Genomic DNA, 15,453 nt, shown 5'->3' on the forward strand with positions numbered 1-15,453 from the left:
CGGCGCGCCGCTCACCACCCGATGCGGTGCTTCTCCTCGGTTTCGCTGTGCCGCCAGTCGTCGTCCGCATGCAGATACTGGCTCGTCGTCGTCAGCGACACGTGCCCGAGGTTGTCGCGCACGAGCCGCAGATCGACGCGGCCATCGGCCATGTGCGAGCCGGCGCTGTGGCGCAGCCAGTGCGCGGATGCCTGTTCGAGCACGCGCGCCTGTTCTTCGCCTGCATTTCCTTGCGCACGCAACCGCTCGGCCGCGAACCGGAACACCTGCTTCACGATCCGGTGCAGCGCCGCGCGCGTGAGCGGCTTGCGCGTGCGACCGACGGGCAGCACGAGCGGCGTGGGTTCGCCGTCGGCCGGCAGCGCGGGCAGGCCATGCGCGCGCCGGTAGCGCGCGAGCTCGACCATCATCTCGGCGGTGGCCGGCACGAGCCGCTGCCGGCCGCCTTTGCCGGTCACGTCGAGCCACCAGCGGTCGCGCCCGTTCGCATCGCGCCGCGCAAAGAATTGTCCCATCGTGGTGTCGGCTGCTTCGGTGATGCGCAGCCCGCCGAGATACAGCAGCGTGAACACCCAGCGCGCGCGATCGGCATGGAAGGCGGCGCGCGCGTCGTCGCGCGGCATCGCGGCGATCGCATCCTTGACCGCCTGCCACAGCGGCGGCCCAAGATGGCGCGTGACGCGCGGCGCGGGCCGTCGTTGCCGCTGCCGGGACAGCGCGAGCGGATTGCCGGCCAGGTAGCCGGCCTGCACGAGCCACGAGAACATCACGTTCAGGATGACCATCGACTGCCGCTGGCTGGCCGCCGACAGCGGCCCGTAGAACGGCCGCCAGCGCGGGTCGCCGCGCGGATGCTTGCGGCCGCCGTTCGCGCACCACAGGTCGGCCGGCACGGGCGCGAGCAGGAACTGCCGGTAGCCGACGAGATCCTCGTGCGTGAGCGACGACAGCGGCTTGCCGCACGCGATGACGGCCCACAGCAGCAGGCGTTCGGCTTCCTTGCGGTAGTTCTGGAACGTGGTGGGCGTATCGACGAAGCGTGCGAGCCACGCGCGCACGGCGTCGAGATCATGCGTCGCGGCGATCTGAGGATGCGCGCTGGTCGAGCGGTTGGTGCCCGCCCGTCCGTCGAGCGCGGCCGGCACGGTCAGCGTATCGATCGGCTGCGGCCGCAGCGCGACGCCGGACGGAACGGGTGAGGTCATGCGAAGAGGTGGCGCGGCTCGCCGGTGTCCGGGCGGGCGCACGCGGCGCGACGAAGCGTACGAGGAAGCGCCGATGGTAATACACGATCGCCATGCGGTGAAGCCGCCGTCGATCGCGCGTGTCTGGCCGGTGACGAAGCGCGTGGCGGACGAGCACGGCCACGTCACCCCAGCGACAACACGCTGTTCAGCAACGTCCGCACGAGCGTCGCCTGCCGTGTGACGCCCGTCTTCGAAAAGATCGCGCGCAGGTGCGAGCGCGCGGTGTTCTTGCTGATGTCGAGCTCGTCGGCTGCCTCCTCGAGCGTCGACCCGTTGACGAGCGCGAGCGCCAGGGCGGTCTCGGCCGGCGTGAGGTCGAACAGCTTGCGCACGATGTCGTGCGACGCCTGCGACTTGCGTTCGGCATCGCGGATGAAGATGGCGCACGCCGGCCGGCGCGGATTGTCCTCCGACCATTCGCTGAGCGGGACCGTGCGGATCAGCACGCCGAGCGGCGGCTTGCCGGACGGGCGCGACACGGCGATCGCCTGCGCGACCGTCGGCGCGCCGCCCGCGCGCTCCGCGACCACCTGCCGGATCAGCTTCTGCAGCTTGCGGTCCTCCAGCGGATACGAGGCCTCGAGCGCGCCGCCGCGCACGCGCAGGCCGTCGCATTCGGCGAAGATCTCGTCCGCGACGGAGTTGGTCTTCATGATCGTGCCGCGCTCGTCGAGGATCGCGGTCGCGACGAGCATGCGGTCGATCGTGCTCGCGTACAGCATGCGCTCCGATTCGACCATCCCGAACTTCGCATGCAGGCGCACCGCGCGCTTCAGGTGCGGCAGCAACGCGTTGCAGACGGCCTTGTCGGTCACGGAGAACGCGTGGCCGTGATGCGAGCGGCACACGCGGAACCGGCATTCGATCCCGTCCGGCGTGCGCAGGTCCGCGCCCATCAGGTAGCCGACGTCGAACGGCTCGAGAAATTCGCGATACATCGCACTGCCGCGCCACACGCCGACGCCGGGCAACTCGTCGACGGTGACGACACGATCGCTCGGCAGGTTCACGAACGGATCGAGCGCGTAATAGTAGTTGTTGTACGACGCGACGCCCGGCAGCGGCGCGCCGTGCCCGGACGCATTGATCATCAGCCCCGCGTGACCGCCGGCGGGCCAGCGCAGGATCATCGTCACGTAGTTCGCGTCCAGATGCACGCGGATCCGTTCGAGGGCGCCGCCCCATGGCACGTCTTCCAGCGGGCCTTCGTAGATTGTCGCGAGCAGCGCGTCGAACTGCTCGAGCGTCAGGCTCGATCGGGCAAGGCTCGGGGGAAGGGCCGGGGGCGCCGTGGTCATCGGGGTTGTCTCCTGTTGCAGCGCCGGGTCGCGGTGCTCCGGGCGTGCAGGTGCGTGCACGGGCGTATCCCGACCGCCGACGGCGGCGCGCGGCGGCCTGCACCGGAATACGGTAGCGCGCCGGCGCACGCACGACATCCCACGAATGAGGGTGGCGGCATACCGTTGTAAGCCATTCGTGAACTTTCCCGAAGCAGCGTTCGTCTAATCGGCCCGCCAATGCTTCCCGAGGAACACCCGATGATTCGCAAGACCAGAACGCTGCTCGGCGCGGCCGTGATCGCCGGCAGCATGCTGCTCCCCGGATGCCAGACCGGAGCGGCCGCGACGGACGCGCGCGCGGCTCGCCCGGCCGACGGCCGGCCCGTGACCAGGACCGTTTATGTCGCGCCGCAGGCGGCGCGCTGCACGGGCGTCGCGCCGATGGACTGCCTGCAGGTGCGCAGCAGCCCGGCGGAGCCGTGGAGCCTGTGGTATGCGGGTATCGAGGGTTTTGCGTACCAGCCGGGCTATCGATACGTGCTGGAAGTCGACGAATACCGCGTCGCGCAGCCGCCGGCCGACGGCTCGTCGATCCGCTGGGTGCTCAAGCGGGTCGTCGAGCGCCGCCAGGTGAACTGACGGCCGGTCGTGCCCGCCCGCGGCGCCGCTTACGCGGACTGCCGCGGCGCGACTGGCCTCGGCGGCGCGGCAGTGTCGATGCGCCGGAACACGACGGACGACAGCAGCGTGACCGAGCCCATGCAGACGAACGACAGGATGAACCCGCTCGCCATCGAGCCCCAATGCGCGGCGAACAGGTTCACGAGCCCGCCGCCGATCGACACGCCGAGCCCCATCGCCAGCATCTGCATCATCGTAAACAGGCTGTTGCCGCTGCCGGCGTCGGCATGCGACAGGCCCTTCAGCGTCACGGCGTTCATCGCGGCGAACTGCATCGAGTTCGCGGCGCCGAACACGATCAGCAACGCAATCTCCAGCGCCGGCGCGGGCCGTGCCGAGACCAGCGCGAACCCCGCGATCGCGCAGCCGACGATCCCCGTGTTCACGACCAGGAACGTCGCATAGCCGAAGCGTGTCGCGAGCGGCGCGATCCAGCGCTTCGCGATCACGCCGGCGATCGCGGCCGGCAGCATCATCATCCCCGACTGGAGCGGCGTATAGCCGAGCTGCACCTGCATCAGCAGCGGCAGCATGAACGGCACGGCGCTCGTGCCGATCCGGCACAGCAGGTTGCCGAGCAGCCCCGAGCCGAAGTTCGGTTCGCGGAACAACCCGAGCCGGAACAGCGGCTGCGCGCGGCGCCGCGCATGGGGCAGGTACGCGAGCGCGCTCGCCATGCCCAGCACGGCGAGCCCGATCGCCCAGCCGGTGCGGTGCGCGGGCATTGGCGGATCGATCGCGAGCGACAGCGCGATCATCGCGACCGACAGCAGCGCACAGCCGATGAAGTCGAACGGCGGCGGCTGCATCGCCTGATCGTGCGGCAGGAAGCGCTGCACCGCGATGAAGCCCACCACGCCGACCGGCACGTTGACGATGAACACCCAGTGCCAGGAAATCGCCTGCGTGAGCCAGCCGCCGAGCGTCGGCCCGACGATCGGGCCGAGTTGTCCGGCGATCGACACGAACGCGATCGCCGCGACGTACCGTTCGCCCGGCACGCGGCGCAACACCGCGAGCCGACCGATCGGCAGCAGCATCGAGCCGCCGATGCCCTGCACGGCGCGCGCGACGACGAGCTGGCCGAGCGTGTGCGACGCCGCGCAGCCGATCGACGCGAGCGAGAACACCAAAATGGCGAGCGAGAACACGCGGCGCGTGCCGAACCGGTCGGCGAGCCAGCCGGACGCCGGCGTGAGCATCGCCATCGTCAGCGTGTAGACGACCACGACCGGCTGCATCGCGAGCGGCGACGCATGCAGGCTTTGCGCGATCGACGGCAGCGCGGTGTTGACGATCGTCGTGTCGAGCGACTGCATGAAGAACGCGGCGGCGACGATCCACAGCAGCGCGGAGTGTGAGGGTTCGCGGGACATGACGAAACGGGAAGTGCGGCGACCGGCGCGGTGGCGACATGACGGGCGACGCGGCCCGGCAGGCTCGCGCCGGCGCACGGCCGGTCTACAAACGTCCGATGGTACCGATTCCGGTGGCCATCGGGAAGCCGCGTTATGGCACTGACCGTCATCGACATCGCCGATGAAGACGTGGGACGCTCGATCCCGCCCGACTCATTACCCGACACCGATCGTTCCTGCGGCATCCGGCCGGGTTTCCGCCGGCCGGATCGCGTGGCATGCGCGCCACACGTGGCCGCGTCATGCGGCGCGTTTCTGCGAAATCACCAGCAGCGCGCCGTTCCTGTCCTCCAGCACCGCGCGGTATTCGTGCGGCCCCGCCTGCACCGGCACGCGTACCGACGCGCCTGCCTTCACGACCCGCGCCATTGCCGCGTAAAGGTCGTCGTCCTCGTCCACGCGCAGCGTGAGCGCCGCGCGTTCGACGATCTGCTCGTCGCCGGCCACCAGCGCGATCGTCAGCGGGCCGCCGTCGAGTGCGCAATAGCGGTCGCCGTCCCGAAACTTCACGTTCAGGCCCAGCCCGTCGACGAACAGCGGCAAGGCCGTGTCGATGTCGTCGACCGGATACAGCAGCATCGATACCTTCATTCCCTCTCTCCCTCGTCTTGATGTTTACGGTCCGCACCGGGCCGTCATTCGATGCTAGCGCGCGGTGCCGGCCGCGACGCAGTCTGTTCGGATGACGGTGAAACCCCTCTGTCCCCGCATGCATGCCGTTACTCCAAACAGACGATGCCCGTGCGGGCCCGCGCGCCGACACTCCCATCCGTGGACCGTCGCTATTCGTCCGTATCGTGCGGGCGGGCCGCACGACCCCGACTCGTCCAACATACATGGAGACGCACGCAATGAAGTTTTCCCTCATCTACGAAGCCCAGACCACCGACGCATCGCGCGAGGGCGACCACCGGGTATTCAAGGAGACGGTCGAACAGGCGCTGCTCGCCGAGCAGGTCGGCTTCGACACGATCTGGTGCGTGGAGCACACGTCGCTGACCAACTATGCGCACATGAGCGCGCCGGAAACCTTCCTTGCGTACCTGGCCGGCCGCACGACGCGCATCGGCCTCGGCCACGGCGTCGTGTGCCTGCCGCCGGCGATGAACCATCCGATCAAGGTCGCCGAGCGCGTCGCGCTGCTCGACATCCTGTCGGGCGGCCGCGTGCACTTCGGCGTCGGCAAGGGCGGCAGCCAGCAGGAAGCCGGTGCGTTCGGCTACGACCTCAACGAACTTCAGCCGATGATCGACGAGTCGATGTACCTGGTGCCGAAGATGTTCGTGCAGGACGAGATCGAGCACGACGGCACGTACATCAAGATCCCGAAGCGCCCGATCCACCCGAAGCCGTTCCAGGATCCGCACCCGCCGATGTACCTCGCGTGCACGAATACCGACGCGCTGCTGCGTGCCGGCCAGCGCGGGATGGGCGCGCTGGTGCTCGGTTTCGGCGGCCCCGACGAAGTCGCGAAGAAGAACGCGGTGTACCGCGAAGCGTGGGCGAACCGCAAGCCGGAAGACCAGGTCGGCTTCCGCCCGACCCAGCACCTCGCGGCGCTGTGCCCGACGGTCGTGATGGCCGACGGCCAGGCCGCCCGCAAGATCGGCATCCGCGGCCAGCGTTACTTCATGGAGTCGCTCGCGTACTGGTACACGGGCGGCGAGCGTCCGGACCCGGCGAAGTGGGGCGACGACCTCGTGCAGGCCGACACCGGCGAGATGGTGATCCGCTCGCGCTTCGCGTCGGAGGAAGTCGTTGTGAACTTCGCCGACCCGGCGCTCGCGATGATGAACCCGAACCACGCGTACGGCACGGTGGACGACTGCATCGGCTATGTCGGCCGCCTGCAGGAAGCCGGCGTCGACGAGGTGCTGTTCCTGTGCCAGATGGGCACGGTGCCGCACGAAGCGCAGATGGAGACGATCCGCAACATCGGCGAGCACGTGATCCCGTTCTTCAACAAGGAGAAGGAGCGCGCCTGCGCGTAAGGCGGGGCGGGCCGCGCCCGTCGTCCCTTCGGACGATGCGGCGCGGCCGCGCGAGCCCGACCATCGTCGGCAGGAGCCCTGGCTCGCGGCGCCGGCCGCGACGAACCACTTAGAGAGAGACCGGGATGAGCGCCGCCGCGCGCGCCCCGTATCACAGGAGACATTCGTGCACCGCGACAACGATTCGAACGCACTGGCCACCACGCTGATCGCCCGGGCCGAGGCCCTGGCGCCGACGCTGGCCGGCCGCGCCGCGCAGGCGGAAGCGCAGGGCCGCATCCCGGCCGAGACGATCGCCGACATGCAGGCCGCCGGCTTCTTCAAGGTGCTGCAGCCGAAGCGCTACGGCGGCTACGAGCTCGATCCGCAAGCCTTCTTCGACATCCAGATGGCGCTCGCGCGCGGCTGCATGTCGACGGCATGGGTATACGGCGTCGTCGGCGTGCACAACTGGCAGCTCGCGCTGTTCGACGAACGCGCGCAGCAGGACGTGTGGGGCAAGGATCCAGCGACGCTGATCGCGTCGACCTACATGCCGGTCGGCCGCGTGACGCCGGTCGAAGGCGGCTTCCGGCTGTCCGGCCACTGGAAGTTCTCGAGCGGCAGCGAACTGTGCGAATGGGTGTTCCTCGGCGCGCTGGTGCCGCCGGCCGAAGCCGGCCAGCCGCCGGAATACCGCACGTTCCTGCTGCCGAAATCCGATTACCGGATCCAGCAGGACTGGGACGTGCTCGGCCTGCGCGCGACCGGCAGCCACGACATCGTCGTCGACGACGCATTCGTGCCCGCTTACCGCACGCACACGGCGCTCGACGGGATGATGGGCACGAGCCCGGGCCTGGCGGTCAACGACGCGCCGTTGTTCAAGCTGCCGTTCGCGCAGATCTTCGTGCGCGCGGTGTGCACGTCGTGCATCGGCGCGCTGCAGGGCGCGCTCGACGATTTCACCGGCTATGCGGCCACGCGCGTGTCGGCCAACAGCGGCGCGAAGACGACCGACGATCCGGGTGCGCAGAACGCGTGCGCGAACGCGGCCGTCGCGATCGACGAGATGAAGGTGCTGCTCAAGCGCAATTTCGCAGAACTGATGGAATCGGTGACGGGCGGCCCGGCTGTGTCGATCGAGCGTCGCGTGCATTTCCGCTACCAGTCCGCGCAGGTCGCCGAGCGCTGCGCGCAGGCCGCGAACGCGCTGCTGCGCTATGCGGGCGGCAACGGCATCTATCACCGCAATCCGCTGGTGCGCCGCTTCCTCGACCTGCACGCGGCCCGCGCGCACTACGCGAACAACGTGGACCGCTTCGGCCAGAACCTCGGCGCCGTGATGCTCGGCCGCGAGAACACGGACTACTTCATCTGACGAGGTCGCGATGAACGACACGCAAGCGCAGCAATACGTGTTCGACGTCGTGGTCGTCGGCTCCGGCGCGGGCGCGCTGCTCGCGGCATGCCGCGCGGCCGACCGCGGGCTGTCCGCCGTCGTGATCGAGAAGACGGCGCTGTACGGCGGCACGTCGGCGATCTCCGGCGGCGGCATCTGGATCCCGTGCAACCACCACATCGCGGAACTCGGCGTGACCGATACGCGCGAGGCCGCGCGCCGCTATCTCGATGCGTGCACGGCCGGCGCGTCGTCGCGCGAGCGGCTCGACGCGTATCTCGACCAGGCGCCCGAGATGTTGCGTTACCTCGAAACCAAGACGCCGGTGCGCTACCAGGCGCTGCCGAAGTACGCGGACTATTTCCAGAGGCTGCCGGGCGCGATGCCGGGCTATCGCGCGCTCGATCCGCTGCCGTTCGACGGCGCGCTGCTCGGCGACGAACTCGACCGGCTGCGTCCGCCTTCACCCGGCACGCTGATCGGCGGCCGCGTGGCCGTGACGTCGAAGGAGGCGCACACGCTGTTCTCGCGCGGGCCGGGCTTCATGAAGCTCGCGATCACGCAATTCGGCCGGTATTGGCTCGATTTCGGCGTGCGCCGCCGCACGCGGCGCGACCGGCGCCTGACACTGGGCAATGCATTGATCGGCGGGCTGCGCCGCGCGCTGCTCGACCGCAACGTGCCCGTGTGGCTCGACACGCCGATGCGCGACCTGCTCGACGTCGACGGCCGCGTGACGGGCGTGCGCGTGCAGCGCTTCGGGCAGCCGGTGACGATCGTCGCGCGGCGCGGCGTGATCCTCGGCGCGGGCGGTTTCGAGCGCAACCAGCCGATGCGCGAACGCTACCTGCCGCAACCGACGCAGATGCAATGGAGCGCGACGCCGCCGGCCAACACCGGCGACGCGATCGCCGAAGGCCACCGGCTCGGCGGCGCACTCGCGCTGATGGAACACGTATGGGGCGCGCCGACGGTCGGCGTCGCGGGCGAGGAGAAGCAGCGTGCGCTGTTCGTCGAACGCAACCTGCCGGGCTGCGTGATCGTCAACGGCCTCGGCAAGCGCTTCGTCAACGAGGCCGCGCCGTATTCCGAATTCGTGCCGGCGATGTATCGCGACCATGCGCGCACCGGCGCGTGCGTGCCGGCGTGGATGGTGTTCGACGCGCGCTTTCGCCGCAAGTATCCGTGCGGTCCGATCATGCCGGCACCGATGATGCCCGATTCGCGCATTCCGGACGCGTTTCGCGACGTGCTCGTGAAGGCCGACACGATCGATGCGCTCGCCGGGCGGATCGGCGTCGACGCGGCCGGGCTGAGCGACACGCTGCGCGACATGGCGCGTTACGCGGCAACCGGTATCGACGAAGCGTTCGGCAAGGGCGACAACATGTTCGACACGTACTACGGCGATCCGAGGAACCAGCCGAATCCGTGTCTCGGCCCGGTCGACGAGGCGCCGTTCTATGCGGTGCGGATCGACGCGGGCGACATCGGCACGAAGGGCGGGCTGGTCACCGACGGGCACGCGCGCGTGCTGCGCGCCGACGGCGCGCCGGTCGACGGCCTGTACGCGATCGGCAACACCAGTGCATCGGTAATGGGCGCGAGCTACCCCGGCGCGGGCTCGACGCTCGGTCCGGCGATGACCTTCGGATTCATCGCCGCCGACCACCTGGCCGCGCAGGCGGCCGACGCCGACGGACGGTCAGACCGGCCGTCCACGACTGAACTTGATGGAGTCCAATGATGAGCGATCTCACTACCCATCCGCTGCGCACCGACATGCTGCTGGCGATGCGCCGCCTCGCGCGCTCCGTCACGGTCATCAGCAGTGCACACGACGGCCGGCGCTACTCGATGTCCGCGACGGCGGTCGATTCGCTGTCGACCGATCCGCCGTCGCTGCTGATCTGCATCAACCGCAACGCGTCGCTGTATCCGCCGCTCGACGCGGGCGCACCGTTCTGCGTGAACGTGCTGTCGGCACGCCACGAAGGCATCGCGATCGACTGCAGCGGCCGCCTGAAGGGCGAGGCGCGCTTCACGACGGGCGAGTGGCGCACGTCGCCGCTCGGCGTCCCGTATCTGCACGATTCGCAGGCGAGCCTCGTGTGCGAGCAGGACGGCCGTTTCGAATACGGCACGCATACGGTGTTCATCGGGCGAATCCGCGAAGTGCTGATGAGTGGCGACGTCGATCCGCTCGTCTATCTCGACGGCGCGTATACGACGCCCGGCGCGCCCGCGAACCGCGCGGCCGCGTGACGGCCGCGCGCCTGACCGCATCGGAAAGAGACGACTCATGACACGCAGACTGAACCGCAATATCGCGAACGGTGCGGACACAACGATCATGCGAGCGCTTGTGCTGTTGATCGGTGCTGCGGCAACGCAGGTGCTCAATGCGTTCGCATGCATCGCACCGGCGCTCGCGTCGAACCCGGCACGGGTCCGCACGAGCGAAACCGGCCGGCATGCCGCCGGTGCGGCATGAGGAGCCGGCGATGAGCGATTCCCGTTTTCACCGGCTGACCGTTGCCGACGTCATTGCCGAAAGCGACGACGCATGTTCGTTCGTGTTCGACGTGCCCGCCGCGTTGCGCGATGCGTTCGCATACCGGCCCGGCCAGTTCCTGACGCTGCACGTGCCGTGTGCCGACGCGACCGTCGCACGCTGCTATTCGCTGTCGAGCGCGCCGGGCATCGATGCGGCACCGAAGATCACCGTCAAGCGCGTGCGCGACGGTCGCGCGTCGAACTGGCTGTGCGACCACATCCGTGCGGGTGATGCGCTCGACGTGCTGCCGCCGGCCGGCGTCTTCACGCCGCGCACGCTCGACGGCGACCTGCTGCTGTTCGCCGGTGGCAGCGGCATCACGCCGGTGCTGTCGATCCTGAAATCGGCGCTCGTGCACGGCCGCGGGATGCTGACGCTGATCTATGCGAACCGCGACGAGCGCTCGGTGATCTTCCGCGACGAACTGCAGCAGCTCGCGCACCGCCATCCGGGGCGCCTGCGCGTGATCCACTGGCTCGACAGCGTGCAGGGCGTGCCGCTGCAGCGGCATCTCGAGGAACTCGCGCGGCCGTTCAGCCAGCAGGAAACGTTCATCTGCGGGCCGGCGATGTTCATGGAGAATGCGCTCTCCGCGATGCTCGGCCTCGGGCTGCCGCGTGCGCGCGTCCATGTCGAGCGCTTCGCGTCGCTGCCCGATGCGTCGGCGCAGGCCGATCCGGCGGCATCGTCCGCAACGACCGCTGCGGCTGACTCCGGCGATGGCGCGGCGATCGAGACCGTGCTCGACGGCGAGGCGTTCGCGTTCGACAGCGCGCCCGGCGAAACACTGCTTGACGCAATGCTGCGCGCCGGGCTGCCCGCACCGAATTCCTGCCGGATGGGGCAGTGCGGCGCATGCATGTGCCGGGTCGAACGCGGGGAAGTGGCGCTTGACGGCAACCACGTGCTCGACTACGACGAGATCGCGGCCGGCTGGACGCTCGCCTGCCGCGCGCGGCCCGCGAGCGACGCGCTGCGCGTGGTGTTCCCCGATTGAGCCGTGGCGCGCTGGCGGCGCGCGCGGCAACCCTGTTGCGATGCCTATGACGATGGACAACGAAATCCTCACCACGCCCGCGCTGATCGCGCGGGCTGCCGCGCGCCACGGCGCGCATCCGGCGATCGAGTCGGAACACGGCCGGCTGACCTTTGCGGAACTCGATGCGGCGCGTCTCGAAGCGGCGCGCGCGCTGCTCGCGAGCGGCATCGACGCAGGCGACCGGATCGCCGTATGGGCGCCGAACCTGCCGCAATGGATCGTCGCGGCGCTGGCGATCCACACCGTCGGCGCGATTCTCGTGCCGGTCAACACGCGGATGAAGGGCATGGAGGTGGGCGGCATCCTGCACGACGGCGGCGCGCGGCTGCTGTTCTGCTGCGGCACCTTCCTCGGCGAATCCTATCCGGCGATGCTCGCGCCGCACCGGCCCGCGACGCTCGAACGCGTCGTCGTGTTCGACGGCGAGCCGCCGTCCGGCTCGCGCGACGAAACCTGGAACGCGTTCCTCGCGCGCGGCGCGGCGGTACCGCTCGCCGCCGTGCGCGAGCGCGAGGCGCAGGTGACACCGGATACCGTGATGGACCTGATGTTCACGTCCGGCACGACGGGCCGCCCGAAGGGCGTGATGACGGCGCACGGACAGAACCTGCGGGCCGCGCAGGCGTGGGCCACGATCGCCGGCGTGCACCAGGACGACCGCTACCTGATCGTCAATCCGTTTTTCCATACGTTCGGTTACAAGGCGGGCTGGCTCGCCGCGCTGTCGAGCGGTGCGACCGTGCTGCCGCATCTCGTGTTCCAGCCCGCCGACGTCTTGCGGCGCATCGCCGACGAACGCGTGTCGGTGCTGCCCGGCCCGCCGACGCTGTACTATGCGCTGCTCGATGCGCCCGATCGCGCGACGCGCGACCTGTCGTCGCTGCGGATCGCGGTGACGGGCGCGGCCGCGATCGCGCCGAGCCTGATCGAGCGGATGCGCGCGGAGCTCGGCTTCGAGACCGTGCTGACCGGCTACGGGCTGACCGAATCGTGCGGGTTCGCGACGCTGTGCCGTCATGGCGACGACGCGCAGACGATCGCCTGCACGTCGGGCCGGCCGATGCCGGGCGTCGAGTTGCGTATCGCGGGGCAGGACGGCGCGGCGCTCGGGCCAGACGAGACCGGCGAGATCTGGGTGCGCGGCTACAACGTGATGCGCGGCTACTTCAACCAGCCGGACGCGACGCGCGAAACCGTCGACGCGGACGGCTGGCTGCATACCGGCGACCTCGGCTGCGTCGACGCGAACGGTAACCTGAAGATCACCGACCGGATCAAGGACATGTTCATAGTCGGCGGCTTCAACTGCTATCCGGCCGAGATCGAGCGGCTGCTGGCCGCGCACCCGGCGATCGCGCAGGTTGCGCTGGTCGGCGTGCCCGATACGCGGCTCGGCGAAGTCGGGCATGCGTACGTCGTGCTGCGTCCCGGCGCGCACACCGACGCCGCCGCGCTGAACGACTGGGCGCGCAGCAACATGGCGAACTACAAGGTGCCGCGGCACTTCACGTTCGTCGAGCAACTACCGACGAGCGCGGCCGGCAAGGTGCTGAAGTACCGGCTGCGCGCGGGAACCGAAGCGGCGGCCTGACTGCCGGCGCGCGATACGTCACCAATGGGATGAACACATGAACGACACCGGATTTCCACAGGGCGCGGTGCTCATGTTCGGCGGCAGCGGCGGGATCGGGCAGGGCGTCGCGCTCGAATTCGCGCGCGCCGGCGTGCCGGTCGCGCTCGGTTATCGCAGCAAGGCCGACGTGGCAGAGCGTGTCGCGCGCGACCTGCGCGGCACGGGTGTCGCGGCCACCACGCATTGCGTGGACGTGACCGATCCCGCGCAGATCGATGCGGCGCTCGCGGCAGCGATCGACGCGCACGGCCGCGTGCACACGATCGTGTGGGCGGCCGGCCCGTTCGTGAACCAGCGCCGAATCGGCGACATGACGCACGACGACTGGCGGCGCGCGATCGAGGTCGAGACCGTCGGCTTCTTCAACGCGGCGAAGGCCGTGTTGCCGCATTTCCGCGCGTCGGGCGGTGGGTCGTTCGTGACGCTCGGCTCGGCCGGGCATCTGCGCTGGCCGGACCGAGATGGATTGTCGGTCGCGCCGAAGGCGGCGAACGAGGCGCTCGTGAGAGGGCTCGCGCGCGAGGAGGGCCGTCACGAGATTCGCGCGAATTCGATCCTGGTCGGCGTGATCGAGGCGGGGATGTTTCCGGTGCTGCTCGAACAAGGGCAGTTCGACCAGGCATGGATCGACGAGACGCAGAAAATGCTCGCGCTCAAGCGCTGGGGCAAGGCGCACGATATCGGGCGCGCGGCGGTGTTTCTCGCGTCGGACCGCGCGAACTACATCACGGGGCAGCAGTTGAACGTGTCCGGCGGGTACGGGTTGTAGCGGATGCAGGGGGCCCGCTTGGACGAGCGGGCTCGGCAGACGAACGCGTCAGTTGCTCCCGGCGCCGGATCTGCATACCGCCGGCGAACGGTATCGTCGGCCCACATTGCATGCATCGATGCGTATGAACGGCCATCCCACCAGCGACTGGTTGCGCACGCATCGTCCTCGGTATTCACCCTGACCCGTATCGCGCGATCTCGCCTCTCGGACCACGAGCGGTTCGCGCGAGGTCACGTTGATGAAACATTTTCTTCCGTGCGTGGCGTCACACGCGCTTGCCGGCCGCGGCGACTTCGCGTGCGCCGACGGCCGCGCACGCTTTCCCGGCGCGCGTCGCGACGCCCGATTCGCTGCTTCCCGGCATCGGGCACGGCGCTGACGCGCCGAAAACAGATGCGCTCCTGAAACATTTCCGTCGATTTCCTCCCGCGCAACCCCGGACGTCAGGCCGCGACGCTTGTCCCGCGCCGGTCCGCGCCGCATGGCACACGCCTTGCGGTTAGGCCGGAGCCGCTCGACACAACCGCGACCGATGGCAACGACGAATCGCGGGAGCGGCACGCAATGACATCGAAATATCGGGGATCGGATCGCGCCGCAGGATGGTGGCCGGTCGTGTCGGACGCGCAATGCGTCGTATCGGCGACACGAACGGACACCGCACGCGTGATCCGTCAAATAGCAAGCTTGCTTGCGAGATGTCGTGCCGGGGGGCCCGCTGCGCGTGGCGGCATGCGCTGCACGCGGCGGGTCGGCGCGCCCGGCACATGTCGGGGAGACGCCCGTGAAAATGACAATGAACCAATGGGCTGCGCTGGCGATGGTGTTCGCGGCTGGCGCGCACGCGCAGGAAATCTACCTGCAGGGCGGCACGCAAGGCGTCGGCATCGGCGCGGCCGTGAGCTTCAACTCCGTGCTGGGCGCACACGCGGATTTCAATGCGATCAATCTGACGCATGACTTCACCGTGGCCGGCAATCGCTATCAGGACGACATCAAGCTGCGGCAAGGCGGCCTGTATGCGGACATCTTTCCATGGCGCGGCAGCGGCTTTCGCGCGACGATCGGATTGCGCTTCACCGACGACGAAATCCGCGGCGTGTCGGTGCCCACCAACGGCACCTACGTCTTCGCCGGCAAGCGCTACCCGGCGCTGCCCGGGATGTATGCGGTCGCGGAGGCGCGCTATCCGACCGTGATGCCGTACGTCGGGATCGGCTACGGGCATCGGCCGGCGTCGAAAGGGCTCGGCTTCGTCGCCGATCTGGGTGTCGCATACGGGATCCCGCGCTCCTCTTACACGCTGTCGCCGGAACTCGCCGCCGCCGCCGGGCCGCAGAAGAGCCAGATCCTGACCTCCAGCGGCCTCGACGAACTGAACCGGATGATGTCGCGATATCGGTGGTATCCGGTCCTGCAGATCGGGATCTCGTATCGCTTCTGAGCCGGACGTG

General features: G+C 69.3%; 14 protein-coding genes. 10 read left to right on the forward strand and 4 right to left on the reverse strand.

What is annotated here, in order from left to right:
- Positions 1-11: 11 nt before the first annotated feature.
- Complete coding sequence (locus ACT2FV_RS03890; RefSeq protein WP_444503247.1) at positions 12-1,205, reverse strand: tyrosine-type recombinase/integrase; 1,194 nt, start codon at positions 1,203-1,205, stop codon at positions 12-14.
- 164 nt (positions 1,206-1,369) lie between these two features.
- A complete protein-coding gene (locus ACT2FV_RS03895) occupies positions 1,370-2,545 on the reverse strand; it encodes a helix-turn-helix transcriptional regulator (protein WP_059600602.1) in 1,176 nt (391 codons plus the stop codon).
- A gap of 240 nt (positions 2,546-2,785) precedes the next feature.
- Between ACT2FV_RS03895 and ACT2FV_RS03900 the strand changes: the two genes are divergently transcribed.
- Positions 2,786-3,166: a DUF4377 domain-containing protein gene (locus ACT2FV_RS03900; RefSeq protein ID WP_444503248.1), complete on the forward strand. Its 381-nt coding sequence runs from the start codon at positions 2,786-2,788 to the stop codon at positions 3,164-3,166.
- Between the two features lie 29 nt (positions 3,167-3,195).
- Here the strand turns inward: ACT2FV_RS03900 and ACT2FV_RS03905 are convergent, their stop codons facing one another.
- Both ACT2FV_RS03905 and ACT2FV_RS03910 read right to left on the reverse strand, forming a co-directional pair.
- Positions 3,196-4,584, reverse strand: coding sequence for a DHA2 family efflux MFS transporter permease subunit (locus ACT2FV_RS03905; protein WP_444503249.1), 1,389 nt, complete (start codon positions 4,582-4,584; stop codon positions 3,196-3,198).
- A gap of 282 nt (positions 4,585-4,866) precedes the next feature.
- The gene (locus tag ACT2FV_RS03910; protein WP_057925050.1) at positions 4,867-5,217 is read right to left on the reverse strand and encodes a VOC family protein; all 351 of its coding nucleotides are present in this window, start codon (positions 5,215-5,217) and stop codon (positions 4,867-4,869) included.
- 260 nt (positions 5,218-5,477) lie between these two features.
- Between ACT2FV_RS03910 and ACT2FV_RS03915 the strand changes: the two genes are divergently transcribed.
- The 9 genes from ACT2FV_RS03915 (at position 5,478) to ACT2FV_RS03955 (ending at position 15,443) form a co-directional block, all read left to right on the forward strand.
- Positions 5,478-6,617, forward strand: coding sequence for an LLM class flavin-dependent oxidoreductase (locus ACT2FV_RS03915; protein WP_059600601.1), 1,140 nt, complete (start codon positions 5,478-5,480; stop codon positions 6,615-6,617).
- Between the two features lie 166 nt (positions 6,618-6,783).
- Positions 6,784-7,977 (forward strand): acyl-CoA dehydrogenase family protein, encoded by a 1,194-nt coding sequence (locus ACT2FV_RS03920; protein WP_444503250.1) that lies wholly within the window; start codon positions 6,784-6,786, stop codon positions 7,975-7,977.
- 10 nt (positions 7,978-7,987) lie between these two features.
- Entirely contained in the window at positions 7,988-9,745 is a 1,758-nt protein-coding gene (locus ACT2FV_RS03925; protein WP_444503251.1) for an FAD-binding protein, read from the forward strand.
- Positions 9,745-10,263, forward strand: a complete 519-nt coding sequence (locus ACT2FV_RS03930; protein ID WP_059451250.1) for a flavin reductase family protein — start codon at positions 9,745-9,747, stop codon at positions 10,261-10,263. The genes ACT2FV_RS03925 and ACT2FV_RS03930 overlap by 1 nt, the downstream gene beginning before the upstream one ends.
- 37 nt (positions 10,264-10,300) lie before the next feature.
- Positions 10,301-10,492: a hypothetical protein gene (locus ACT2FV_RS03935; RefSeq protein ID WP_124903926.1), complete on the forward strand. Its 192-nt coding sequence runs from the start codon at positions 10,301-10,303 to the stop codon at positions 10,490-10,492.
- 10 nt (positions 10,493-10,502) lie between these two features.
- Positions 10,503-11,552 (forward strand): 2Fe-2S iron-sulfur cluster-binding protein, encoded by a 1,050-nt coding sequence (locus tag ACT2FV_RS03940; RefSeq protein ID WP_444503252.1) that lies wholly within the window; start codon positions 10,503-10,505, stop codon positions 11,550-11,552.
- A 46-nt stretch (positions 11,553-11,598) separates the two neighbouring features.
- A complete protein-coding gene (locus tag ACT2FV_RS03945) occupies positions 11,599-13,185 on the forward strand; it encodes a FadD3 family acyl-CoA ligase (protein WP_444503253.1) in 1,587 nt (528 codons plus the stop codon).
- A gap of 37 nt (positions 13,186-13,222) precedes the next feature.
- The gene (locus ACT2FV_RS03950) at positions 13,223-13,996 is read left to right on the forward strand and encodes an SDR family NAD(P)-dependent oxidoreductase (RefSeq protein WP_226114316.1); all 774 of its coding nucleotides are present in this window, start codon (positions 13,223-13,225) and stop codon (positions 13,994-13,996) included.
- 793 nt (positions 13,997-14,789) lie between these two features.
- The gene (locus ACT2FV_RS03955) at positions 14,790-15,443 is read left to right on the forward strand and encodes a hypothetical protein (protein ID WP_413226854.1); all 654 of its coding nucleotides are present in this window, start codon (positions 14,790-14,792) and stop codon (positions 15,441-15,443) included.
- The last annotated feature ends 10 nt before the right edge of the window (positions 15,444-15,453 follow it).

The sequence above is a fragment of the Burkholderia sp. PR2 genome (assembly GCF_052372875.1).
GTDB lineage: Bacteria > Pseudomonadota > Gammaproteobacteria > Burkholderiales > Burkholderiaceae > Burkholderia > Burkholderia diffusa.

Coding starts and splice junctions, on each gene's coding strand:
- ACT2FV_RS03890 (WP_444503247.1), bottom strand. CDS start 1,205: ATGACCTCACCCGTTCCGTCCGGCGTCGCGCTGCGGCCGCAGCCGATC.
- ACT2FV_RS03895 (WP_059600602.1), bottom strand. CDS start 2,545: ATGACCACGGCGCCCCCGGCCCTTCCCCCGAGCCTTGCCCGATCGAGC.
- ACT2FV_RS03900 (WP_444503248.1), top strand. CDS start 2,786: ATGATTCGCAAGACCAGAACGCTGCTCGGCGCGGCCGTGATCGCCGGC.
- ACT2FV_RS03905 (WP_444503249.1), bottom strand. CDS start 4,584: ATGTCCCGCGAACCCTCACACTCCGCGCTGCTGTGGATCGTCGCCGCC.
- ACT2FV_RS03910 (WP_057925050.1), bottom strand. CDS start 5,217: ATGAAGGTATCGATGCTGCTGTATCCGGTCGACGACATCGACACGGCC.
- ACT2FV_RS03915 (WP_059600601.1), top strand. CDS start 5,478: ATGAAGTTTTCCCTCATCTACGAAGCCCAGACCACCGACGCATCGCGC.
- ACT2FV_RS03925 (WP_444503251.1), top strand. CDS start 7,988: ATGAACGACACGCAAGCGCAGCAATACGTGTTCGACGTCGTGGTCGTC.
- ACT2FV_RS03930 (WP_059451250.1), top strand. CDS start 9,745: ATGAGCGATCTCACTACCCATCCGCTGCGCACCGACATGCTGCTGGCG.
- ACT2FV_RS03935 (WP_124903926.1), top strand. CDS start 10,301: ATGACACGCAGACTGAACCGCAATATCGCGAACGGTGCGGACACAACG.
- ACT2FV_RS03940 (WP_444503252.1), top strand. CDS start 10,503: ATGAGCGATTCCCGTTTTCACCGGCTGACCGTTGCCGACGTCATTGCC.
- ACT2FV_RS03945 (WP_444503253.1), top strand. CDS start 11,599: ATGACGATGGACAACGAAATCCTCACCACGCCCGCGCTGATCGCGCGG.
- ACT2FV_RS03950 (WP_226114316.1), top strand. CDS start 13,223: ATGAACGACACCGGATTTCCACAGGGCGCGGTGCTCATGTTCGGCGGC.
- ACT2FV_RS03955 (WP_413226854.1), top strand. CDS start 14,790: ATGACAATGAACCAATGGGCTGCGCTGGCGATGGTGTTCGCGGCTGGC.